Here is a 21,527-nt window from a genome sequence, read left to right as displayed (position 1 = left end):
CATGCTCGTCATCGGCATTGCCGGCACCGAACTCAGCGCCCAGGAGCGCGACTGGCTGCGGCACGACGCCGTCGCCGGCGTCATCCTGTTCACCCGCAACTTCGCCTCGCGCGCGCAGGTGACCGATCTGTCGGCCGCCATCCGCGAAGCCGCGCCGCGCCCGCAGCTGATCTGCGTGGACCAAGAGGGCGGCCGGGTGCAGCGCTTCCGCGAGGGCTACAGCGCGCTGCCGCCGCTGGAGGGCTTCGGCAAGCGTTACGCGCAGGATCCGCAGGCCGCGCTGCAACTGGCGCAGGAACACGCCTGGCTGATGGCCAGCGAGATCCAGGCCAGCGGCATCGACCTGAGCTTCGCCCCGGTGGTGGATCTGGCACGTGGCAACCGCGCCATCGGCGATCGCGCGTTCGACGCGGATCCGCAGGTGGTGGCCGCCTTTACCCGCGCCTACGTGCAGGGCATGCACAGCGTGGGCATGCCGGCCACGCTCAAGCATTTCCCGGGCCACGGCACGGTGCTGGAAGACACCCATTACGACGACGCGGCCGACCCGCGCACGCTGGACGAACTGCGCGGGCAGGATCTGCTGCCGTTCGTGGCCGGCATCGAGGCCGGCGCGGACGCGGTGATGATGGCGCACGTGAAGTACCCGGCGGTGGCGCCGGAACCGGCCGGCTACTCGCCGCGCTGGATCCGGGACATCCTGCGCACGGAGATGGGTTTCCGCGGCGTGGTGTTCTCCGACGACATCGGCATGGCCGCGGCGTTCTCCGCCGGCGGCGTGAAGGCGCGCATCGATCTGCACCTGGACGCCGGCTGCGACGTGGTGCTGGTGTGCTCGCCGAAACTGGTGGAAGAGTCGCTCAAGGCGGTGGAAGGGCGCGCCCTGAACACCGCCGCGCTGCTGGGCCTGATCGGCCGCGGCGCGCTGGGCTGGGACGGCCTGCTGGCCGATCAACGTTATGGGCAGGCGCAGGCGCGCGTGCTCGGCAATACAGGAGTGGTGTGATGAGCAAACTGGGAACGACGCGTCCTTCGCTGGCCGATGCGCTGGCCAATGCCGATCTGCTGGTGGAACGCGCCACCCTGGACCATGCGATTGCGCGCATGGCCGAATCGATTGCCCGCGACTACGCGGGCGAAGTGCCGGTCTACCTGACCATCATGCACGGCGCGCTGCCGTTCTCCGGCCAATTGGCGCTGGAACTGGGCACGCATGGCCTGGATCTGGAATTCGACTACCTGCACGCCACCCGTTATCGCGGCGAGACCTCCGGCGGCGAGCTGGTGTGGAAGCACCGTCCGGCCACCGCGCTGTACGGCCGCCGCGTGCTGCTGGTCGACGACATCCTCGACGAGGGCCACACCCTGCTGGCCGTGCGCCAGTGGTGCCTGGAGCAGGGCGCCACCGACGTGCGCATCGCCGCGCTCAGCGTCAAGCGCCATGACCGCTGCGTCGAAGGCGTGCAGGCCGATTACATGGGCGTGGAAGTGGCCGACCGATACGTGTTCGGTTTCGGCATGGACTACTACGAGCAGGGCCGCAATCTGCCGGCCATCTACGCGCTCAAGGAAGGCGCATGAGCGGGATTGCGCTCGCCGTCATCGGCGGCACCGGCGTCTACCGGCTGGCCGCGCTGGCCGATGTCGAGACGCGCGAAGTCGATACCCGCTTCGGCAAGCCGTCCGGTCCGATCCGCATCGGCCATCTGCTGGGCCAGAAGGTCGCGTTCCTGGCCCGGCATGGCGAAGGCCATTCGGTGCCACCGCACCAGGTGAATTACCGCGCCAACCTGGCCGCGCTGAAGGACATCGGCGCCACCCGGGTGCTGGCGCTCAATACGGTGGGTGGCATTACCGAACGGTTCGGTCCGCGCGTGCTGGCCTGCCCGGATCAGATCATCGATTACACGTGGGGACGCATCTCCACGATCTGCGAGGAGCCGGGCAGCGACGTGCTGCACGTGGACTTTGGCGATCCCTACACGCCTTTGCTGCGGCACAAGATCGTCGCGGCCGCGCGCGTGACCGGCGTCAAACTTGTGGATGGTGGCTGCTATGGCGCCACCCAGGGCCCGCGCCTGGAAACCAAGGCCGAGATCGCGCGCATGCGCCGCGATGGCTGCGATCTGGTGGGCATGACCGGCATGCCCGAAGCCGGGCTGGCACGCGAACTGGGGCTGGATTACGCCTGCCTGGCGATCGTCGCCAACTGGGCGGCCGGTTGCGGAACCGGCGAGGAAATCACCATGGCCGAGGTGCTGGCCAACGTCGAAGCGGCCTCGGCCGGCCTGCCGGAACTGATCGGCGAACTCGCGCGCGGGTGATTGTCAACGCGGCAAAGCCTTTGCATACTCCGCGGGTGCGGTTGCCGCCGCACGTTAACCACCCGCACTTACAAGGAAACGCAAGCGCTATGCCGTACGGTACCGTGAAATGGTTCAACGATGCCAAGGGCTTCGGATTCATCGCGCCAGAAGATGGCAGCGCCGATGTCTTCGTGCATCACTCCGCGATCAACTCCAAGGGCTTCCGCAGCCTGAAAGAAGGCCAGCGAGTGACCTATGAAGTGACCCAGGGCCCGAAGGGCGCACAGGCCGGCAGCGTCACGCCGTCCGACTGATTGCAACGCTGCGAGATTTTTCGAACCCCGCTTCGGCGGGGTTTTTTATGAGTATGGGGGACGCCACACGGATGCGGAAAAAACATATCGCCATCGTCGGATACGGCACCGCCGGCCAGGCGCTGGCGCTGCTGCTCTCGCGCGACGGGCATGCGGTGGAGGTGTTCGAGCGCGCGCCGCAACTGGGGCCGGTGGGCGCGGGGTTCCTGCTGCAGCCGACCGGATTGCAGGTGCTTTGGGAACTGGGATTGCTGGACGCCGCGCTGGCGCATGGCCGGCGCGTGCGCCGGCTGTACGGGGAAACCCCGTGCGGACGCGCGGTCATGGACATGCGCTATGCGCGGCTGGATGCGGGCCTGTTCGGCCTGGGCATGCAACGCGGCGCCTTGTTCACCCTGCTGGCCGATGCCTGGCCCGGGCGGACCGACGTGCGCCAGGGCGTGTCCATCGCCTCGGTGGAGGAAGACACCGGCTGGCTGGTCGACGAGCAGGGCGCGCGCCATGGTCCCTACGATCTGGTGATCGCCGCCGACGGCGCGGCTTCGCGCCTGCGCCGGTTCACCGGCGCGGTGAAGCGGGACACGGTCTATCCGTGGGGCGCGCTGTGGTGCCTGGTGCCGCAGATGGATTGGCCCTATCCGGACGAACTGCGCCAGCGCTACGTCGCCGCGCGCAAGATGATCGGCATGTTGCCGGTGGGCACGCGGCCGGACGACGACACGCCCCGCCTGAGTTTCTTCTGGAGCCTGCCGGCGTCCACGTTCGAGCAGTGGCACGGCGCGGGCATCGACGGCTGGAAGCGGGAAGTGGCGGCAATCTGGCCCGCGATCGAACCGCAGCTGGCCGGATTGCGCGAACCGGCGCAACTGGCGCGCGCGGGTTATCACGATGCGACCCTGCGCCGCTGGTCGCGTGGCCGGCTGGTGCTGGCCGGTGACGCCGCGCACGCGATGAGCCCGCAGCTGGGGCAGGGCGTCAACATGGCGCTGATGGATGCGCTGTCGCTGCGCGACGCGTTGCGCGCCGAGACCGGGCTGGACGCCGCGCTGGCGCGCTACCAGCGCGAGCGCGAGGCGCATGTGCGCATCTATCAGTTCTGGAGTCGCTGGCTGACGCCGATTTTCCAGTCCGATCACGACGGGATCGCGCGCATGCGCGATGTCGCCTTCCTGCCTCTGGGCCGGATGCCATGGGGCAGCCGGCACATGCTGCGCGTGCTCAGCGGCACCCAGCATGGCGTGCTGGGCCACCTGGCGCTGAATCCGGCCTTCCTCGCCGCGCTCGCGGCGCGGGTGTGAAGCGGGCGACGACCACGGCCAGGCCGCTTTGGGCGAGAATCGACGGCACAGCCGCGATCGGAGCCCCGCGATGAACGGATTGCCGCCCTTCGAAACCCACCAGGTCGCGAACCAGCCGCCCGCGTTCGAGCCGCGCGATCTATGGCGGGACGACGCGGCGCTGCGCGAAGCGGTCCGGCGCGAGGGCAGCGCTACCTTCGAACCGCGCCTGGCGGTCTATGGCGCGCTGGCCGGCGACGAGCTGTACCGCATCGGTTTCGACGCCAACCGGGATCGCCCGCGCCTGCGTACCCACGATCGCTTCGGCCACCGCATCGATACGGTGGAATTCCATCCGGCCTATCACCGGTTGATGGAGGCGGCCAAGACGCACGGCGTGGCCGGCCTGTCCTGGCACGAACCCGAACCCGGCGCGCACGTGGCGCGCGCGGCGCTGAGCTATCTGCATCACCAGGCCGATGCCGGCACCAGTTGCCCGTTGACCATGACCCACGCGGCGGTTCCGGTGCTGCGGCGCGAACCGTCGCTGGCGGCGTGGGCGGACCAGGCCGCGGCGCCGCTGTACGACCCGCGCGATCTGCCGTTGGCCGACAAGGGCGGCATCACCCTGGGCATGGGCATGACCGAGAAGCAGGGCGGCTCGGACGTGCGCGCCAACACCACCACGGCGACGCCGGCGGGCGAGGGCTACCGGCTGATCGGGCACAAATGGTTCTTCTCGGCGCCGATGTGCGACGGTTTCCTGGTGCTGGCGCAGGCGCCGGGAGGACTGACCTGCCTGCTGATGCCGCGCCGCCTTCCCGATGGCGAGCGCAACCGGTTCGCGTTGATGCGCCTGAAGGACAAGCTGGGCGATTGGTCCAATGCTTCCAGCGAGGTCGAGTTCCGCGACGCGCTGGCCTGGCGGGTGGGCGAGGAAGGGCGCGGCGTGGCGACCATCATCGAGATGGTGATGCTGACCCGGCTGGACTGCATGCTCGGCTCGGCGGCGGAGATGCGGATGGCGCTGGCGCAGGCGCTGCACCATGCGCGCCATCGGCGCACGTTCGGCAAGCGGCTGGTGGACCATCCGCTGATGGCGAACGTGCTGGCGGACCTGGCGATCGAATCCGAGGCCGCGACCACGTTCGCGCTGCGGGTGGCGGGGGGGGGGGACCGCGCGCCGCGGGAAGGCGGCGAAGCCGCGTTCGCGCGCATCGCCACCGCCGTCGGCAAGTACTGGATCTGCAAGCGCACGCCGGCCTTCGTCAACGAGGCGCAGGAGTGCCTGGGCGGCGCGGGCTACGTCGAGGAATCCATCCTGCCCCGGTTGTATCGGCAGGCGCCGCTGAACTCGATCTGGGAAGGCAGCGGCAACGTCCAGTGCCTGGACGTGCTGCGGGCGCTGGCGCGCGAGCCGGAAACGCGGGTGGCCTTGCGGGCGGAACTGGAATCGGCCAGCGGCAGGACGCCGGCATTCGACGCGTTCGCTACCCGATTGATCGCCGAGGTCGAGGGCGCCGGCATCGGCGAGGCCGGCGCGCGCGCAGTGACGGAACGGCTCGCGCGGGCCCTGCAGGCCGCCGCGCTGCTGCGTGCCGGCAGCCCGATGGCCGATGTGTTCGTTCGTCAGCGGCTGGCGCCGGGACACGAATGGGCATTCGGCAGCCTGTCGGGAAACGAGGACGCCGGCGTCATCCTGGCCCGCGCCTTGCCCGGGTGATCCGCGTCCGCGTGACAGGAGCGCCTCGTCGCCGCGGGCTTTGCGCCGACCGGCGGAGAACACGAAAACCAACGTATCCAGGCCATGCCGCATGGCGGGCACAGCGGGTGATTCGGGTGATGGCGGGCCCGGGGCGGCGCGCTGCGCTAGCATGGCTCCGATGGATGCACTGTCTCGAACAAGGGAGCGCATGGCCCGGTATCGCGGGTACGTGCTGGGATTTCTCGGGTTGTTTCTCGTGCTGCCCGCAAGCGCGACGGCAGGCGAACCGCCCGGCCTGCTGCCCGCCGCACAGCACGCCGATGCGATCCGGGTGTACAAGGCGCAGCGCCGGATGGAGCTGCTGCGCGACGGAAGGGTGATCTCGACCTACCGGATCGCGCTGGGCGATGCGCCCATCGGGCACAAGCGACAGCAGGGCGACGAGAAAACCCCGGAAGGCGACTACCGCATCACCTATCGCAATCCGCGCAGCCGCTTCCACCTGTCGCTGCGCGTTTCCTATCCCAACGAAGCGGACCGCCGGCAGGCGCGGGCCCGCGGCGTGGATCCGGGCGGCGACATCATGATCCACGGCGCCACGCCGCCGGGTTACCGGGGCGACTGGACCGACGGCTGCATCGCGGTGACCAACGCGGAAATGGACGAGATCTGGCGGCGCGTCCCGGTCGGCACGCCGATCCGGATCGTTCCCTGAGGAGCCTTAGCGCCCGGCCGCGAGCGCGCGCGAACCGGTGATGATCATGCGCACCATCTGCGACATCTGATCAATCAGTTCCGGGTCTTTCTCGGGCGGCAGATCCATCGCGGTGGCGCCCATCGCGAACACCAGCCGGGTGATGGCCTTGGACACCAGTGCCGGCTCGTGCAGCGGCGCGTTGTCGCGGATGGCCAGGCGGATCAGATCGATGCGCAGTTCTTCCTCGAAGAATTCCAGTTCACGATCCACCGCCTGCTTGAAGGCGTCGGAACCGACGGTGCCTTCGCGCAGCAGCACGTGCAGCAGCTTGTCGTCGGCGCGCAGCTGTTCGATGAAGGCCTCCACCGAACTGCGCACCACGCTGCGATCGCTGCCGGCGGCGCGCTGGCGGGCTTCGCCGATGATCTTGCGCAGCGAACTGCCGGCCACGTCGATCAGCGCCACCGCCAGTTCGTCCATGTCACGGAACTGCCGATAGAAGCTGTTGGGTGCGATGCCGGCCTCGCGCGCGACCTCGCGCAGGCTGAGGGTGGAGACGCCGCGGTGCGGTCCCAGCAGCTTCAACGCCGCCGCCAGCAGATCCTCCCGGGAAATCGTCGCCTTGCGGCCGGGGCCGTGGTCGTCGTGATGGGGGAGGGCGGTCGAGGACATGGACTGGAGCGTACGGGGCTGAATGGAGGGAGATTGGTCCGCATCATAGCGGCAAGAATTAATATACGGTTGTATACACGACTGTATTGACACCGGTATAGTGCTTGCCATGAACGCTCGTGTCCTCCCTGCCGCCCGCCGTCCCGCGGGCGCGCTGCGCCGGCTGATCAGCCCGCTGATCGCCCCCGACGTCTTCGATTTCTGGGCCGGTCGGGTCAACCGCAACTGGACCTGGGAGCGGCCGCGCGCGCGGCTGGTCGCGCGGGAAGACGCGGCGCGGGGCGCGGTGACGCTGTGGCTGAAGCCCAACCGGCACTGGGCCGGCTTCCGCCCGGGCCAGCACGTCAACCTGGGGGTGGACATCGGCGGCGTCCGCCACACCCGCAGCTACAGCCTGACCGAACCGCCGCGCGCGGACGGCCTGCTGGCGATCACCGTCAAGGCGGTGGAGGCGGGGCGGGTCAGCCAATACCTGTTCGGCCAGGCCCGCGCGGGCGAGGTGTTCGAACTCGGTCCGGCCTTTGGCGAGCTGTGCCTGCCGGCGCGCCCCGAGGGGGCCTGGCTGTTCCTGGCGGCCGGCAGCGGCATCACGCCGCTGATGGCGCTGACCCGGCAACTGGCGGCCGAGGGCATGCCGGTCGATCTGGATCTGGCGTACTGGGCACGCACCCGCGAGGAGCTGTGCTTCCTGGATGAACTGCGTGCGCTGGCCGCGCGCCATCCGCGTTTCCGCCTGCACGTCGGCCTGACCGGCGAGGCCGCGCGGGATGCCGGGGAACGGACCGGTCGCATCGACGCCAATTGGCTGGACGCGCGGATTCCGGCGCTGGCCGGTCGCCGGGTGATGGCCTGCGGTCCTGGCGGATTCGTCGAAACCGCGCGGCGCCTGCTGGACGGACGCGTGGCGGGCTTCCAGGCCGAGGCCTTCAGCCCGGCCCCGCATGCGGTGGAAGACCGTGGCGAAGTCGAAATCCATCTGGCCCGCAGTGGACGCCGCCTGCGGGTGCCACGTGGACAATCGCTGCTGGTGGCGCTGGAAGAGGCGGGATTGAAGCCCGCATCCGGCTGCCGCATGGGCATCTGCAATACCTGCGCCTGCGGCAAGGCCGCCGGCAGCACCCGCCATCTGCCCAGCGGCGCGCTGGCGCACGAACCTTCCCAGGCGCTGAAGCTGTGCATCAACAGCGCCGTGACCGATCTGGAACTGGATCTCTGATGAGCGCTTCACGCAACCGGGCCCTGACTCCCGCCGAACTGGATCGCTTCGGCGACGAACTGGACGCGCTCCGCGCGCGCACCGTGGCGACCCTCGGCGAGCGCGACGCGCGCTACATCCGCCGCGTCATCGCGGCGGTCCGCTATATCGAAGTGATCGCGCGCACGCTGCTGTTCGCCTCCGCGCTGCTGGGCGGCCTGCTGGTGGCCGGGCAGGCCTGGGCGTGGCTGTTCTGGCCGGTCTGGATCCTCGGCGCGCTGCTGCTGGGAGGCGCCAAGATCCTGGAAAACATGGAGCTGGGCCACAACGTCATCCACGGCCAGTACGACTGGCTGGGCGATCCGCAGATCAATGGCCGGTCCTACGAGTGGGACATCATCGCCACCAGCGAGAACTGGCGGCACACCCACAATTTCCGCCACCACACCTACACCAACATCCGCGGCCTGGACGATGACATCGGCTACGGCCTGCTGCGGATCTTCCCGGAACAGAAGTGGAAACCGTTCTACCTGGTGCAGCCCATTGTCGCGGTGTTCTTCGCGCTGTATTTCCAGTGGGGCGTGGCCATCCAGGACCTCAAGCTGGGTCGCTGGTGGCACGGCAAGATGACCACCGCGCAGCTGCGCCGCAAGGCGCGGCCGGTGTTGCGCAAGGCCGCGCGCCAGCTGATCAAGGACTATCTGGTGTTCCCGCTGCTGGCCGGCCCGTTCTTCCTGCCGGTGCTGCTGGGCAACCTGGTCGCCAACGGCATGCGCAACGTATGGACCTACGTGATCATCTTCTGCGGGCATTTCACCGCCGATGCCGAGACCTTCCCCAAGGAATGCATCAAGAACGAATCGCGTGGCCACTGGTACCTGCGCCAGCTGCGTGGTTCGTCCAACATCGGTGGCGGCAAGTGGATGGACGTGATGTCGGGCAACCTGAGCCACCAGATCGAACATCATTTCTATCCGGACATCCCGGCCAACCGCTACGCGGAGATGGCGGTGGAAGTGCGCGAGATCTGCGCGCGCTATGGCCAGCACTACAACACCGGTTCGCTGCCGCGCCAGTTCGGCCAGGTGATCTGGCGCATCCTGCGGCACGCCTTCCCGAGCCGCGCGCGCATCAAGGTGCCGCTGGTGCTGCCGGAATCCGAGCCCGCGCCGGAAGCGGCCTGAGAAAACAGCGCGTCCGGGCGACCGCGCGGGGCGGTCAGCGCCGCCAGGGCTGGCCGCGATACCAGGCCTCGTGCGCCAACCCGAGCATCGCGTGATCCTCGTGGGTGTCGCCGTAGGCGTGGATGCGCGCATAGCGCGACAGGTCGTAGCGCTCGCGGATGCGGCGCACCTTCTCCTCGCCCACGCACTGCGCACCGTGGTAGCGCCCGGTCATGCGTCCTTCGCGGACTTCCAGGTGCGAGCAGAGCAGCTCCAGATCGTGTGACCGGCACCAGTGCGACAGATAGGTTTCCAGTCCGCCGGACACCACCACCACCGTGTCGCCGCGTTCGCGATGCCAGCGCACGCGGGCCATCGCGTCTTCGCGCAGCACGCCGGGCAGCACGTCGTTCGCGAACGCCATGCCCGCGGCCCGCAGGCGGGCTTCGGGAACACCACGGAAGCCGAAGTCCACGATGCCCGCGCGCACCCGGTTGCCGGACACCCAGCCGGCGCGATAGCCGAACACCAGTGGCGCCAGCACGACCTTGCCGATGGCCAGGCGCGCCGGCGCGACCGCGGCATGCATGAAGCCGGGCATCATTTCCCGGACGGTGAGGGTGCCGTCGAAGTCGAACAGCGCGAGATTCACGGTCGCACCGTGGCGGAAAGGATCATGCCGCCCGCGGCAATCGGCGCAGGTTCAGCGGCAGGCGTAGGCGGGTTTGTCCGGCGTGCTGTTGGAGCGGCGGGCCGGGCACCACGACTGCACGATTTCCTGGCCGTCGGCCATGGTCCGCATGCCGAAGCTGGACAGTGCATGGAAGAGATGGCGACCCGCCTGCACCGAACAGCGCGGACAACTCTTGAGCGCCAGCCCGCCGCGCTGCATGTACTGGGAATCGTTGAGGGGATGTTCGCAGCTGCAATCGGTCATGGCAGTTCCTTCGCGATGAGATTGGTGGAAGCCGGATGTTAACCGGCGCATGCCGGCAATGACATCCTCAGTCGAGGAACTGCAACCGGGCCAGTTCCGCGTACAGGCCATCCCGCGCCAGCAGTTCCTCGTGCGTGCCCTGGGCGACGATGCGCCCGCGATCCATCACCACGATGCGATCGGCCTTGAGCACGGTCGCCAGCCGGTGGGCGATGACCAGAGTGGTGCGGCCCTGCATCAGGCGCTCCAGCGCATGCTGCACCGCGCGTTCGCTCTGTGCGTCGAGCGCGCTGGTGGCCTCGTCCAGCAGCAGGATCGGTGCATCCTTGAGCAACGCGCGGGCGATGGCGATGCGCTGTTGCTGGCCGCCGGAGAGGCGTGCGCCGCGCTCACCCAGCTGGCTGTCGAATCCGTCCGGCAATTCGTCCAGGAAGTCGTCCGCCTCGGCCGCGGTCGCCGCCGCACGCACCTCCCCGGCCGTGGCGTCCAGGCGCCCGTAGCGGATGTTGTCGGCGGCGCTGGCGGCGAAGATGGTCGGTTGCTGCGGCACCAGCGCGATCCGTTCGCGCAGCGCGGCCGGGTCCAGTTCACGCAGATCCACGCCGTCCAGGCGGATGGCGCCGGACTGCACATCGTGGAAGCGCAGCAGCATGGAGAACACGGTGCTCTTGCCCGCGCCTGAGGGGCCGACCAGGGCGACGGTCTCGCCCGGCCGGATGGTCAGGTCGAAACCATCCAGCGCGGGCAGGTCCGGGCGCGAGGGATAGTGGAACGCCACCTGCTCGAAACGGATGTCGCCATGCAGCGGCGTGGGCAGGGCGCGCGGATGCGCCGGCGCGGTGACGCGCGGCGATTCCTCCAGCAGCTCGGCGATGCGGCCCATGCCGCCGGCCGCGCGCTGCAGTTCGTTCCAGACTTCGGCCAGCGCGCCGACCGAACCACCGCCGATGAGCGCATAGAGGACGAACTGCGCCAGGGTGCCGGCGGTCATCGAACCTTCGACCACATCGTGCGCGCCCATCCACAGCACCGCCACGATGGTGCCGAAGATCAGGGTGATCGCCGCGGCGGTCACCCAGGCCTGCGCGCGGATGCGCCGGCGCGAAGTGTCCACCGCCACCGCCACCGCGGCATCGAATCGGCCGGTCTCGTAACCTTCGCGGGCGTGCGACTGCACGGTGCGCACCGCGCCGAGGGTTTCGCTGGCCAGGGCATTGGCGTCGGCCACCCGATCCTGGCTGGCGCGCGAGGCCTTTCCCAGCTTGCGGGAACCGAGCACGATCGGCAGCACGGCCAGTGGAATGCCCAGCAGCGCGAACGCGGCCAGGCGCGGGCTGGTGACGAACAGCATCGCCAGGCTGCCAATCACGGTCACGCTGCTGCGCAGGGCCACCGACATGCTGCTGGCCACCACGCTGCGCAGCAGCTCGCTGTCGGCCGACAGCCGCGACACCAGTTCGCCGCTGCGATTGCGATCGTGGAACTCGGCGTCCAGGCCGAGCAGATGCGCGTACAGGCGCTGGCGCAGGTCGGCGACGACCTTTTCGCCCAGCAGCGAAACGAAGTAGAAGCGCGCCGCGCTGGCGAGCGCCAGCACCACCACCACCACGAACATCGCGCCGAAGGCCTGGTTGATGCCGGCGCCGCCGGCGCCGAATCCCTGGTCGATCATCTGCTTGAAGGCGGTGGGCAGGCTCAGGGTGGCGGCCGAGGCGAGCGCCAGCGCGACCAGCCAGGCGGCGAACAGTCCGGAGTGCTGGCGGATGAAGGGCCACAGTGCGCGCAGGCTGCCCAGCTTCGCCTTGGGGCGGGGAGCACGGGCATCGTCGGTGCCGGCGTGGGCCGGCGCTTGGGCAGCGGTCATGGGGTTTCCGTCGGAAATGCTGTGGAAGCGGTCCGGCGCCAGGCCGCTTCCACAATCTTTCCGGTGCGCGCTTTCCCGCTCGCGGCTGCGGGAGCGAGCCCGGAGATCACGCTTTCCGGAGCGGGTTCTCCGCCTCCTGCCCGAACCAGCGCACCCGGTTACGGGTGGCGTCGCGCAGGTGGATTTTCAAGGCGTCGCCGTGTTCGGCGGGCAGGCGCAGGCGCAGATGGGCGCCGTGTTCGTCGAAGGACTCGTCCAGTTTCTCGGCGCCGAAGCCGGACAGCGCGGCATGCACCGTGCCCAGATCCTCGAACGGCGCGGCCAGCTCCAGCATCCGCATCACGATCAGCGGCCGGCGCTCGGCCAGCCGCAGGCATTCGGCGGCGGCCCCGCCATAGGCGCGCACCAGTCCGCCCGCGCCCAGCTTGACGCCGCCATACCAGCGGGTGACCACCACCATCACCTGGTCGTAGCCCTGGCCGTCGATGGCGGCCAGGATGGGACGACCGGCGGTGCCGGCGGGCTCGCCGTCATCGCTGGAACGATATTCGGCGCCCATCCGGTAGGCCCAGCAGTTGTGGGTGGCGGCCGGGTCGGCGACTTCGGCGAGGAACGCCAGCGCCTGCTCCGGCGTGGTGGCCGGCGTGGCCGCCACCAGGAACCGGCTGTGCTTGACCTCCAGCAGATGCGAGGCCCGGGCGGCCAGGGTGTGGCTCATTCGCCCAGCAGTTCCTTCAGATCGTCCGGAACCTTCTGGAAGGGATGGCTCTGCTTGAAGCGCACCAGGCTGTCGGCCGCGCTGACGCGATCGCCCAGATCCCGGCGCAGGCGGATGCGCTCCAGCCAGTCTTCCGGCGGCAGCTTGGTGTCCTCGATGACCGGCAACTGCAGGTCGGTGCGCTTGAGCGCGTTGCGGGTCGCGCTGGCGGGGGCCGGGGCGACCGGCGCGGAGGTGGCGAGCGCCGGCGGCGGCGGCGCCGGCTGCGGGGTGGCCTTGGCGGCGGCGCTGCGCGTGCGCGCCTCCGCGCCGCCACGGGCGGCCTCGGCCGCATCCGCCGCGTCGCGGGCCTGTTCGGCGCGCGCCTTTTCACGCCTGGCGGCGATCGCGGCCGTGGTTTCCGGATCGGCGACGAACCCCGGGCGATCGGCGGTCGAGGCGAGATCATCGGCCGTCGCGGCGGAGGACTGCACGGCGAGAGCGTCCAGGGGCGCCTCGCTGGCGCGGTTGGCCATGACCGTGGCCGACGACGGGGGCGGCGCAGCGGGCGCGGGCGGCGCCGACGCCGGCGCGGGACGCGCGCCGTATTCGAGCGCATCCGCGCGTGAAGGGGCCGGTGCCGCGGCCGGTGTGGCTGCTTCCGGGGTGGCATGCCGTCTCGCCGGCGCCTGCGCGCGGCGCGCGAGCGCGGGCTCCGTCGACGTCGGCGCGGGCGGAGCGGGCACCATGACCCTTGCCGGTGCCGGCGGCGCGGGAGTTGTCTCCTGCCGAGGCTGTACCGGCGCGCGGGCGGGCGCGGCGGTGTCGGCCACAGAGCCATCGTCGCCGATCCGCGCGGCCTCGGGCAGCGCGGTCTGCTCGGCCGAACGCATCTCATCGACAGGACGCAACTGCCAGGCGATGCCCACCGCCAGCAGTGCGCTGGCGGCCAGGCCCATGGCTACCGGCCAGCGCGGCTTGCGCCGGGGAGAGGGGCGGGTGGCGACGGCGTCGTGCGCCGCTGCGAGGATGCGCGCGTCCAGCGCCGACGAGGGTTCGCCGTGCGGTCCCAGCCGCGCCAGCTGATCGGCCAGCAGGCGCTCTTCGGAATCCAGCGGTTCGAGGGGACGGCGGTTCATTCGTTCAGTCTCGCGCGCAACTTGTCCATCGCGTAACGCAGCCGCGATTTGACGGTTTCCCGACCCACGCCGGTGATGTCGCCGATTTCCTCCAGGCTCAATTCCTGTTCCAGCCGCAATTGGACCACCTGGCGCTGTTCTTCCGGCAGCTCGGCCAACGCCAGCTGCAGGCGCCGGCGCTGCTCGAACTCCGACAATTGCCGCTCCGGCGTATCCGGATCCGGCACCCGGGCGGTGCGCTCGTCCGCATCCTCCGGGGCCGGTGGGCGATGACGGGCGGCCCGCCAGTGGTCATTCAATCGATTGTGGGCGATCCGGAACAGCCAGGTGGTGAAGGCCGCTTCGGGTTTCCAGCCCTGGCGCGCGGTGATGACCCGTTGCCAGACATCCTGGAAGAACTCGTCCGCCAGGGCGCCGTCGCGCAGATTGCGCAGCAGGAAGCGGTACAGGGGACCCCGGTGGCGGGCATAGAGGCGCTCGAAAGCCGATGCATCGCCGGCGGCGTAGGCCAGCATCAACGTTTCATCGGCGGGTTCGGCGGCGTCGTTCACTGCGATCAGCGTAAGGGCTTCGCGCTTTTCCGGGAAGCGGGCGGCCGTCAGGTTGCTGAACGAAAACGCGCGCCGCCGCCGGGGGCGGTGCGTGTCGGGAACCGGGGCGATTGTCCGGACGGAATGCATGAACCGACGAACGGATGAGCGGGGACCCCGGGGTTTGCGTAGTGATTCCACCGGCTTTGTGTGGGCGGTTGCCGTTCATGGGCCGCATTGGCGTTATGCTCGGCACGGGGAACTTTAATCAGAAGCCGATGCTGTCCGGAACCGGGGTGCCCAGCCAAAACGAGCGTGTCGGCACCTTGCCTGGCGAAGGAGAGGGGGCGGCGCCCGAACGCATCCTCAGCGTACTGCTGGATGGCTTGCCGCCCGGAGCGGAACTGGCGATCAGCTGGCGTGACTGGGCGCTGGGCGCGGGTGGGGTCGCCTCGCCGGACGCCCCGAGCGGATTGCGCCGGCGCGCCGAACAGGCGCTGGGCGAGGGCGGCACGGTCGATCCCGACGATGGCTGGGTGCTGGCCTGGGAAAACGCCGACGGCAACGCGCGGATGGCGCTGGCGGTGACCCTGCCGCAGGCGGTGCCCGAGGCCCGTCGCGAATCCTGGTGCCGGCTCGCGAAGGCGTTGATCGGCGCCACGCTCGATACCGCGCGCGCGCATGCGCGGATCGTGTCGCTGGAGAAATCCAAGCGGTTGCAGCAGGCGCTCTACGAGATTGCCGACCTGGCCGGCACCGGCCTGGAAATGAGCGAGATGCTCCGCCGCATCCACGCGGTGGTGAACTCGCTGATGTATGCGGAGAACTGCTACATCGTCTCCTACGACGATCAGCGCCGGACCATCCGTTTCCTGTACTTCGCCGACCAGAAGGATCCCTACGTCGCCGAACCGGAACGGGAGTTCACCGAAGAGGAGATGGTCAACAGCATGACCTTCGCGCTGCTGCGCCACGGCCAGCCGCTGCGGGGCCCTTCCACGGTCATCCGCCAGAAGCTGGGCGTGATCCGCGATCCCAGCCATGGTCCGGACAGCCTGGACTGGCTGGGCGTGCCGATGCGCCGCGACGACCGCGTCTGCGGTGCGATCGTGGTGCAGAGCTATGACACGCCGGCCAGCTACGCCGACGAGGACCGCGCGCTGCTGGGCTACGTCGCCCAGCACATCCTCACCGCGCTGGACCGCAAGCACGCGCATGCGGATCTGGAGCATCGGGTGGAGGCGCGGACCCACGAACTGCAGCGCGCCAACCGCGAGCTGCAGGCGGAGATCATCGAGCGCAAGCGGGCCGAGAAGCTGCAGAGCGCGCTGTTCCGGATTGCCGATCTGGCGATCACCTCCGAAAGCCTGGAACGCTTCTACGCCGACGTGCATGCGGTGGTGGACGAACTGATCGACGCGCGCAATTTCTACATCGCGCTGCGCAGCGAGGACGGGCAGACCCTGAATTTCCCGTATTCAATCGACGAGCGGGATCCGATGCGGCGTTCGCGCCGGATCGGCAACGGCCTGACCGAGTACGTCATCGAGACCGGCAAGCCGCTGCTGGCCGATCGCACGGTCATCGGCCAACTCAGCGACGAGGGCCGGGTAGTCCAGCACGGGCCGCCGGCGCACAGCTGGCTGGGCGTGCCGCTGTTCCAGGGCGACCAGGTGCAGGGCGTGGTGGTGGTGCAGAGCTATTCGCCGGAAGTGAAGTTCACGCCGCACGACCAGAGCCTGCTGAACTTCGTCGCCCACAACATCGGCAACGGCCTGGGCCGGCAGCGGGCGCAGGAGAACCTGCGCAGCGCGCATGCCGAACTGGAGCGGCGGGTGGACGAACGCACCCGCGAACTGGCCGACGCCAACACCCAGCTGCGCGCGCAGATCAACGAGCGCCTGCGCGCCGAACAGCGCCTGACCTACCAGGCCACCCACGACGCGCTCACCGGACTGCCCAACCGGCCACACCTGCTGGATCGGCTGTCCGCGGCCATCGAGCGCGCGCGCCACGGCGACGGCCAGGCGTTCGCGGTGCTGTTCCTGGATCTGGATCGCTTCAAGCTGGTCAACGACAGCATCGGCCACGCGGCCGGCGACGAACTGCTGATCGAGGTGGCGCGCCGCATCACCATGACGGTGCGCGAGAACGACGTGGTCTCGCGCCTGGGCGGCGACGAGTTCGCCATCCTGATGGAGTACGCCGACGGCGAGGAGAACATCCGCGAACTGGCGCAGCGCCTGCTGACGGTGCTGAGCCGGCCGATGTGGGTGGCCGGCCGCGAACTGTATCCCTCCGCCAGTCTCGGCATCGCGATCTGGCATCCACGCTACCGCAACGGCGAGGAACTGCTGCGCGACGCCGACGCGGCGATGTACCGCGCCAAGGAGCAGGGCCGCGATCGCTGCGCCACCTTCGACGAGGCGATGCGCGAAGCGGCGATGCACAGCCTGGATCTGCTGGCGGACCTGCGGCGGGCCATCAACAACCGCGACTTCGTGCCGTACTACCAGCCGATCCTGCGCCTGGACGATGGCGAGGTGGTGGGCTATGAAGCACTGCTGCGCTGGCAGCACGAGCGGCGCGGTCTGCTGGCGCCCGCGGAGTTCATCGGTCTTGGCGAGGACAGCGGCCTGATCGAACAGGTCGACTGGCTGATCTACGAGCAGGTGGTCCGCCAGATCGCGCGGGGTGGGGAAGGGTACGTATCGGTGAACGTATCGCCGCGACATTTCCGTTCGCCCGATTTCGCCGATCGCCTGCTGGCCCTGTTCGATTCGCTGGGCGCGGATCCGGCGCGGCTGCGGGTGGAAATCACCGAGGTGGCGCTGCTCGACGACGCGCCGCGCACCCTGCGCATCCTGAGCACGCTGCGCGAGCACGGCATCCTGGCGCAACTGGACGATTTCGGCACCGGTTTTTCCGCGCTGTCGTACCTGCATCGCTTCCCGATTTCGGTGCTGAAGATCGATCGCAGTTTCGTCGCGGGCATTGGCGATGAAACCCGTCCCGAGAGTCCCGGCCTGGTACGGGCGATCCTGGCGCTGGCCGGCACCCTGGGCATCGACACCATCGCCGAGGGCATCGAGACCGAGGAACAGCGCAGCGCGCTGCTCGAACTGGGCTGCAATTTCGGCCAGGGCTATCTGCTGGGACGTCCGGCCGCGCAGATGGGCATGCGCTGAAGCGGACGGACGGCGCGCTGCGCCGCCCGTCCCGGCAGGCTCACTCGCCGCGCGCGATGGCCGGCGTATCGCCTGGGTCGCGGGCGGCCAGCTGGCGCGCCTGCTCGACCAGACCGGTGAACTCGCGACGCAGGCCGAAGCGGTCCTCGCCCTGGGCGCCGCGCGCGGCCGCCGCGACTTCGCGCCAGCCCCAGCCGTCGATGTGCTTGCCGCCACGCAGCAGGTCGGCGTAGGCCGCCACCGCGGTGGCGAAGCGGAAGCTCTCGCCGGGCGAACGGGTGAGCGTCGCGGCCTGGATCGGGGTTTCGATCAGCCGGCTGCGGTCCTGCCCGGGCATCTTGTAGCGCAGCGCGAGGTGCGCGATCTCGCCGTTCATGGGCGCGGCGGTGGCGGAGGCGTTGCCGGCCTGGCCGTAGCGCAGCGCCGGCAGGCGCTCGGCGCCGGATCCGGTGGGCGTGATCTCGTACAGGGCGGTGACCTGGTGCCCGGCCCCGATATCGCCGGCATCCACCTTGTCGTTGGCGAAATCCTCGCGCTTGAGCACGCGGTTTTCGTAGCCGATCAGGCGATATTCCGAAACGTAGGCCGGATTGAACTCGATCTGGATCTTCACGTCGCGGGCGATGGTCAGCAGGGTCGACTGCATCTCCTCCACCAGCACCTTGCGCGCTTCCTGCGGCGTGTCGATGTAGGCGTGGTTGCCGTCGCCCACATCGGCCAGCCGTTCGGCCATGGCGTCGTTGTAGTTGCCCTGGCCGAAGCCCAGCGTGGTCAGGGCGATGCCGGACTTGCGCTGATCGCCGACCAGTGTTTCCAGCGCGCCCTGATCGATGGTGCCGACATTGAAATCGCCGTCGGTGGCGAGGATCACCCGATTGACGCCGTCCTTCACGAAGGCCTGCTTGGCCATCGAATAGGCCAGCCGGATGCCGTCGCCGCCGTTGGTGGAACCGCCCGCTTGCAGGCGCTCCAGCGCGCCCAGAATGTCGTCGTGGCGATCGCCGGGCGTGGGCGGCAGCACCAGTCCCGCCGAGCCGGCGTAGACCACGATGGAGACGCGATCCTGCGCGCGCAGTTGCGGCACCAGCTGGGCGAAGGCCTGCTTCAGCAACGGCAGCTTGTCCGGTGAATCCATCGAGCCGGAGGTGTCGATCAGGAACACGAGGTTGGCCGGCGGCAGCGTCGCCTTCGGCACGTCGTAGCCCTTGATGCCGATCATCAGAACCTGGCGCGCGCTGTTCCAGGGGGCGGGCGCGAGTTCGGTGCTGACCCGGAACGGGGCGTCACGATTCGTCGGCGCGGGATGCCGGTAGTCGAAGTAGTTGATGAATTCCTCCGCGCGCACCGCATCCGCCGGCGGGCGCACGCCTTCGCGCAGCATCCGCCGCACGTTGCTGTAACTGCCGGTGTCCACGTCGATGGAGAAGGTCGAGACCGACTGTTCGGTGGTGCGATGGATCGGGTTGTCGTCGTGGGCGGCGTAGTGTTCGGTATTCGCCGGCTCGGCGGGCAGGGAGACAAGCCCCGGGCTCTGCAGGGCCACGTAGCCGGCCGCCATTTTCATGGGGGCGGGGGGAGGCGGTGCGTAAGCCGCGGTGGGCATGGCGCGGTTGTACTGGATACGGGTCCTGGCTTCGGCGCTGCGTTGGACCTGGACCGCATCCAGGGTGGCGCTGGCCGCTGCGGCGGCGATCTCGGCATCCTGGGCGGCGGCGGATTTGGCCGTCGGCTGCGACTGGCAGGCGGCCAGCAGGGCGACGGCGAGCAGGGTGAGGCAGGGGCTTGCGTGGCGCATGGCGGTTCTCCCGATGGGTCGGGAGGGCAAACGCGCAGGCCCGCGAAACGGGGTTGAACGATGCTGGAGGGGACGGCGGCGGGTTATTCCACCCGCAGTTTCAGTTCGCCGTCCGCGAGCCGGGCCTGCACGGCGTCGCCGGGCGCGACCTGGTCAACCGAGCGCACCAGCGCGCCATCGGCGCGGGTGACGATGGCGTAGCCACGGGCGACCGTCGCCAGCGGGCTGACCGCTTCCAGTGAACGCGCCAGACCGCGCAGTTTCAGCGCTTCGCGCTGGAGCTGGCGGGCCACGGCCGCCTGGGGGCGGGCGCGCAGGGCTTCCAGCCGCGCCTGCAACTGCGCGAGCCGGCGTTGCGGCTGCGCCGCGCGCAGGATGGCGGCGGCATGGCGCAGGCGCGCGCGGCGTTGTTCGGTTTGCTCCCGCCACAAGGCCTGCAGGCGGCGCATCGCGTCTTCCTGGCGGCGGCGGATCAGGGCCAGGCGCGCCTCCGGACGCAACGCATTGAGCCGCAGCGCGGCGCGGTCGGCGCGCTGCATCGCCTGGCGAAGATGGTGGCGCTGCAGTTCCTGCACGCGCCGATCCAGCGTGCGCAGGCGGGTGGAAAGATCGCGCGCGTCCGGCACCAGCAGTTCCGCGGCGACCGACGGCGTGGGCGCGCGCAGGTCGGCGGCGAAATCGGCGAGGGTGAAGTCGGTTTCGTGGCCGACCGCCGACACCACCGGAACGGGGGACGCGGCGATCGCGCGCGCCAGCTGCTCGTCGTTGAACGCCCACAGATCCTCCAGCGAACCGCCACCGCGGGTCACCAGGATCACGTCGTAGCGATCGCTGTCGGCGGCGCGCCGAAGCATGGATACGATCTGCGCCGGCGCGGCTTCGCCCTGCACCTGCACCGGCAGGATGTCGACCTCCAGCAGCGGGAAGCGCCGGCCGAGCACGCTCAACACATCGCGCACCGCCGCGCCGCTGGGCGAGGTGATGACGGCCAGCCGGCGCGGATGCGCGGGCAGGGCGCGCTTGCGGCCTTCGTCGAACAGGCCCTCGGCGGCGAGTTTGGCTTTCAACGCGTCAAATGCGCGCCGCAGCGCGCCTTCGCCGGCCTCCTCCAGATGGTCGATGACCAACTGGTAGTCGCCGCGTGCTTCGTACAGGGTCAAACGCCCGCGCGCGAGCACGCGCAGGCCTTCGCGCGGAACGAACCGCAGCCACTGGCTCTTGGGCTTGAACATGGCGCAGCGGACCTGCGCGCGGGCGTCCTTGAGGGTGAAGTACAGGTGTCCGGAGGCGGGACGGGTGACGTTGCCGAGTTCGCCTTCGACCCAGATCAGGGGGAATGCGCCTTCGAGGAGGTCGCGGGCCAGGGTGTTGAGCTGGCTGGGGGTGAGGACGTCGCGGGTGGGGTCTTGCATGGGGGATACCGTAGCGCAGTGGGGTGGTTTCATAAAGAAACCGGGTTGGGCTGGACTATCTGTACCGGAATGTATGTAGGGCGCTGACGCGCGTTGTTGCTAGCGGTTCTCAGCCATGATGCGCTCGCCGCGGGGCCCTACTTGACCAGCCTCCGGCTGTTGAGAAGCGCTCTTTGCTTGTGCAAAGAAAGTAGGCAAAGAAACACACCCCTGGCGGCGTGCCCTGCGCTTCGCTCCGGGTCCGCAATCGGACCGGGAATTTTCGGAAGGGGCATCCTGCCCCTGCCGAAAACGGCGCACGTCCATGTGCAGCGCCCTGCGGGTTTTACCCGGCCCGCTTGCCACGCCTGAACGGGGGCCCGTAGAGCAGAATCAAGAACAACAGCAACAACAACGGCGGCTATCAGGAGGTCGGCTTCTGTTTTTTTGGGGCCCCATCCACAGCGGTGGCGCCGGTGGGTAAACCCGCAGGGCGCTGCACAGGGATGTGCAGCGTTTTGGGTCGGCACAGGGATGTGCCGTCCCAAAATTCCCGCCGGCGACACGGACCCCGGCCGCGCAGCGGCTGGGGCGCGAGGACCGGGGGGTGCTTTCTTTGGTTCCTTTCTTTGCACAAGCAAAGAAGCGCTTCTC

19 protein-coding genes are annotated in these 21,527 nt (G+C 69.4%); 10 read left to right on the top strand and 9 right to left on the bottom strand.

What is annotated here, in order from left to right; all coding sequences use genetic code 11:
• Window position 1: 1 nt before the first annotated feature.
• The 7 genes from nagZ to ACTHN1_RS04915 all read left to right on the top strand — a co-directional run bounded on the left by nagZ (window position 2) and on the right by ACTHN1_RS04915 (window position 6,317).
• The gene (gene nagZ / locus ACTHN1_RS04945) at window positions 2-1,006 is read left to right on the top strand and encodes a beta-N-acetylhexosaminidase (protein WP_440469844.1); all 1,005 of its coding nucleotides are present in this window, start codon (window positions 2-4) and stop codon (window positions 1,004-1,006) included.
• The gene (locus ACTHN1_RS04940; protein ID WP_440469843.1) at window positions 1,006-1,581 is read left to right on the top strand and encodes a hypoxanthine-guanine phosphoribosyltransferase; all 576 of its coding nucleotides are present in this window, start codon (window positions 1,006-1,008) and stop codon (window positions 1,579-1,581) included. Before nagZ ends, ACTHN1_RS04940 begins: the two co-directional genes overlap by 1 nt.
• The gene (locus ACTHN1_RS04935) at window positions 1,578-2,324 is read left to right on the top strand and encodes an S-methyl-5'-thioinosine phosphorylase (RefSeq protein ID WP_440469842.1); all 747 of its coding nucleotides are present in this window, start codon (window positions 1,578-1,580) and stop codon (window positions 2,322-2,324) included. Before ACTHN1_RS04940 ends, ACTHN1_RS04935 begins: the two co-directional genes overlap by 4 nt.
• A gap of 89 nt (window positions 2,325-2,413) precedes the next feature.
• On the top strand, window positions 2,414-2,620 hold the full coding sequence (locus tag ACTHN1_RS04930) for a cold-shock protein (RefSeq protein ID WP_141456387.1): 207 nt from the start codon (window positions 2,414-2,416) through the stop codon (window positions 2,618-2,620).
• A 71-nt stretch (window positions 2,621-2,691) separates the two neighbouring features.
• A complete protein-coding gene (locus tag ACTHN1_RS04925; RefSeq protein ID WP_440469841.1) occupies window positions 2,692-3,918 on the top strand; it encodes an FAD-dependent oxidoreductase in 1,227 nt (408 codons plus the stop codon).
• A 70-nt stretch (window positions 3,919-3,988) separates the two neighbouring features.
• On the top strand, window positions 3,989-5,620 hold the full coding sequence (locus ACTHN1_RS04920; protein WP_440469840.1) for an acyl-CoA dehydrogenase family protein: 1,632 nt from the start codon (window positions 3,989-3,991) through the stop codon (window positions 5,618-5,620).
• 190 nt (window positions 5,621-5,810) lie between these two features.
• Window positions 5,811-6,317: a L,D-transpeptidase family protein gene (locus ACTHN1_RS04915; RefSeq protein WP_440469839.1), complete on the top strand. Its 507-nt coding sequence runs from the start codon at window positions 5,811-5,813 to the stop codon at window positions 6,315-6,317.
• 6 nt (window positions 6,318-6,323) lie between these two features.
• Here the strand turns inward: ACTHN1_RS04915 and fabR are convergent, their stop codons facing one another.
• Complete coding sequence (gene fabR / locus ACTHN1_RS04910) at window positions 6,324-6,971, bottom strand: HTH-type transcriptional repressor FabR (protein WP_440469838.1); 648 nt, start codon at window positions 6,969-6,971, stop codon at window positions 6,324-6,326.
• A 109-nt stretch (window positions 6,972-7,080) separates the two neighbouring features.
• Here fabR and ACTHN1_RS04905 point away from each other — a divergent pair, with 109 nt between their 5' ends.
• A complete protein-coding gene (locus ACTHN1_RS04905; protein ID WP_440469837.1) occupies window positions 7,081-8,187 on the top strand; it encodes a ferredoxin reductase in 1,107 nt (368 codons plus the stop codon).
• On the top strand, window positions 8,187-9,353 hold the full coding sequence (locus tag ACTHN1_RS04900) for a fatty acid desaturase family protein (RefSeq protein ID WP_440469836.1): 1,167 nt from the start codon (window positions 8,187-8,189) through the stop codon (window positions 9,351-9,353). The genes ACTHN1_RS04905 and ACTHN1_RS04900 overlap by 1 nt, the downstream gene beginning before the upstream one ends.
• 34 nt (window positions 9,354-9,387) lie before the next feature.
• Here the strand turns inward: ACTHN1_RS04900 and ACTHN1_RS04895 are convergent, their stop codons facing one another.
• The 6 genes from ACTHN1_RS04895 to ACTHN1_RS04870 all read right to left on the bottom strand — a co-directional run bounded on the left by ACTHN1_RS04895 (window position 9,388) and on the right by ACTHN1_RS04870 (window position 14,484).
• A complete protein-coding gene (locus ACTHN1_RS04895; protein WP_440469835.1) occupies window positions 9,388-9,984 on the bottom strand; it encodes an HAD-IB family hydrolase in 597 nt (198 codons plus the stop codon).
• A gap of 51 nt (window positions 9,985-10,035) precedes the next feature.
• Window positions 10,036-10,269, bottom strand: a complete 234-nt coding sequence (locus tag ACTHN1_RS04890; protein WP_440469834.1) for a hypothetical protein — start codon at window positions 10,267-10,269, stop codon at window positions 10,036-10,038.
• Window positions 10,270-10,336: 67 nt separating this feature from the next.
• The gene (locus ACTHN1_RS04885) at window positions 10,337-12,133 is read right to left on the bottom strand and encodes an ABC transporter transmembrane domain-containing protein (protein WP_440469833.1); all 1,797 of its coding nucleotides are present in this window, start codon (window positions 12,131-12,133) and stop codon (window positions 10,337-10,339) included.
• A 106-nt stretch (window positions 12,134-12,239) separates the two neighbouring features.
• Window positions 12,240-12,851, bottom strand: coding sequence for an IMPACT family protein (locus ACTHN1_RS04880; protein ID WP_440469832.1), 612 nt, complete (start codon window positions 12,849-12,851; stop codon window positions 12,240-12,242).
• The gene (locus ACTHN1_RS04875) at window positions 12,848-13,969 is read right to left on the bottom strand and encodes a hypothetical protein (protein ID WP_440469831.1); all 1,122 of its coding nucleotides are present in this window, start codon (window positions 13,967-13,969) and stop codon (window positions 12,848-12,850) included. The genes ACTHN1_RS04880 and ACTHN1_RS04875 overlap by 4 nt, the downstream gene beginning before the upstream one ends.
• The gene (locus ACTHN1_RS04870) at window positions 13,966-14,484 is read right to left on the bottom strand and encodes an RNA polymerase sigma factor (protein WP_440469860.1); all 519 of its coding nucleotides are present in this window, start codon (window positions 14,482-14,484) and stop codon (window positions 13,966-13,968) included. The genes ACTHN1_RS04875 and ACTHN1_RS04870 overlap by 4 nt, the downstream gene beginning before the upstream one ends.
• 311 nt (window positions 14,485-14,795) lie before the next feature.
• Between ACTHN1_RS04870 and ACTHN1_RS04865 the strand changes: the two genes are divergently transcribed.
• A complete protein-coding gene (locus ACTHN1_RS04865) occupies window positions 14,796-17,687 on the top strand; it encodes a bifunctional diguanylate cyclase/phosphodiesterase (RefSeq protein ID WP_440469830.1) in 2,892 nt (963 codons plus the stop codon).
• Between the two features lie 40 nt (window positions 17,688-17,727).
• Here ACTHN1_RS04865 and ACTHN1_RS04860 read toward each other — a convergent pair whose 3' ends face one another.
• Together ACTHN1_RS04860 and xseA are read right to left on the bottom strand one after the other, a co-directional pair.
• On the bottom strand, window positions 17,728-19,482 hold the full coding sequence (locus ACTHN1_RS04860; protein ID WP_440469829.1) for a vWA domain-containing protein: 1,755 nt from the start codon (window positions 19,480-19,482) through the stop codon (window positions 17,728-17,730).
• 83 nt (window positions 19,483-19,565) lie between these two features.
• Window positions 19,566-20,894, bottom strand: coding sequence for an exodeoxyribonuclease VII large subunit (gene xseA / locus ACTHN1_RS04855; RefSeq protein ID WP_440469828.1), 1,329 nt, complete (start codon window positions 20,892-20,894; stop codon window positions 19,566-19,568).
• Window positions 20,895-21,527: the final 633 nt, after the last annotated feature.

The organism is Pseudoxanthomonas sp. (genome assembly GCF_051953815.1).
Taxonomy (GTDB): Bacteria; Pseudomonadota; Gammaproteobacteria; order Xanthomonadales; family Xanthomonadaceae; genus Pseudoxanthomonas_A.
This window is presented reverse-complemented; position numbering and strand designations above follow the sequence as displayed.

Bases quoted from the DNA above. Each gene is read 5' to 3' on its own strand.
- ACTHN1_RS04875 (WP_440469831.1), bottom strand. From the start codon at position 13,969: ATGAACCGCCGTCCCCTCGAACCGCTGGATTCCGAAGAGCGCCTGCTG.
- ACTHN1_RS04920 (WP_440469840.1), top strand. From the start codon at position 3,989: ATGAACGGATTGCCGCCCTTCGAAACCCACCAGGTCGCGAACCAGCCG.
- ACTHN1_RS04940 (WP_440469843.1), top strand. From the start codon at position 1,006: ATGAGCAAACTGGGAACGACGCGTCCTTCGCTGGCCGATGCGCTGGCC.
- fabR (WP_440469838.1), bottom strand. From the start codon at position 6,971: ATGTCCTCGACCGCCCTCCCCCATCACGACGACCACGGCCCCGGCCGC.
- ACTHN1_RS04880 (WP_440469832.1), bottom strand. From the start codon at position 12,851: ATGAGCCACACCCTGGCCGCCCGGGCCTCGCATCTGCTGGAGGTCAAG.
- xseA (WP_440469828.1), bottom strand. From the start codon at position 20,894: ATGCAAGACCCCACCCGCGACGTCCTCACCCCCAGCCAGCTCAACACC.
- ACTHN1_RS04935 (WP_440469842.1), top strand. From the start codon at position 1,578: ATGAGCGGGATTGCGCTCGCCGTCATCGGCGGCACCGGCGTCTACCGG.
- ACTHN1_RS04930 (WP_141456387.1), top strand. From the start codon at position 2,414: ATGCCGTACGGTACCGTGAAATGGTTCAACGATGCCAAGGGCTTCGGA.
- ACTHN1_RS04925 (WP_440469841.1), top strand. From the start codon at position 2,692: ATGCGGAAAAAACATATCGCCATCGTCGGATACGGCACCGCCGGCCAG.
- ACTHN1_RS04890 (WP_440469834.1), bottom strand. From the start codon at position 10,269: ATGACCGATTGCAGCTGCGAACATCCCCTCAACGATTCCCAGTACATG.
- ACTHN1_RS04870 (WP_440469860.1), bottom strand. From the start codon at position 14,484: ATGCTGGCCTACGCCGCCGGCGATGCATCGGCTTTCGAGCGCCTCTAT.
- ACTHN1_RS04900 (WP_440469836.1), top strand. From the start codon at position 8,187: ATGAGCGCTTCACGCAACCGGGCCCTGACTCCCGCCGAACTGGATCGC.
- ACTHN1_RS04905 (WP_440469837.1), top strand. From the start codon at position 7,081: ATGAACGCTCGTGTCCTCCCTGCCGCCCGCCGTCCCGCGGGCGCGCTG.
- ACTHN1_RS04860 (WP_440469829.1), bottom strand. From the start codon at position 19,482: ATGCGCCACGCAAGCCCCTGCCTCACCCTGCTCGCCGTCGCCCTGCTG.
- ACTHN1_RS04915 (WP_440469839.1), top strand. From the start codon at position 5,811: ATGGCCCGGTATCGCGGGTACGTGCTGGGATTTCTCGGGTTGTTTCTC.
- ACTHN1_RS04885 (WP_440469833.1), bottom strand. From the start codon at position 12,133: ATGACCGCTGCCCAAGCGCCGGCCCACGCCGGCACCGACGATGCCCGT.
- nagZ (WP_440469844.1), top strand. From the start codon at position 2: ATGCTCGTCATCGGCATTGCCGGCACCGAACTCAGCGCCCAGGAGCGC.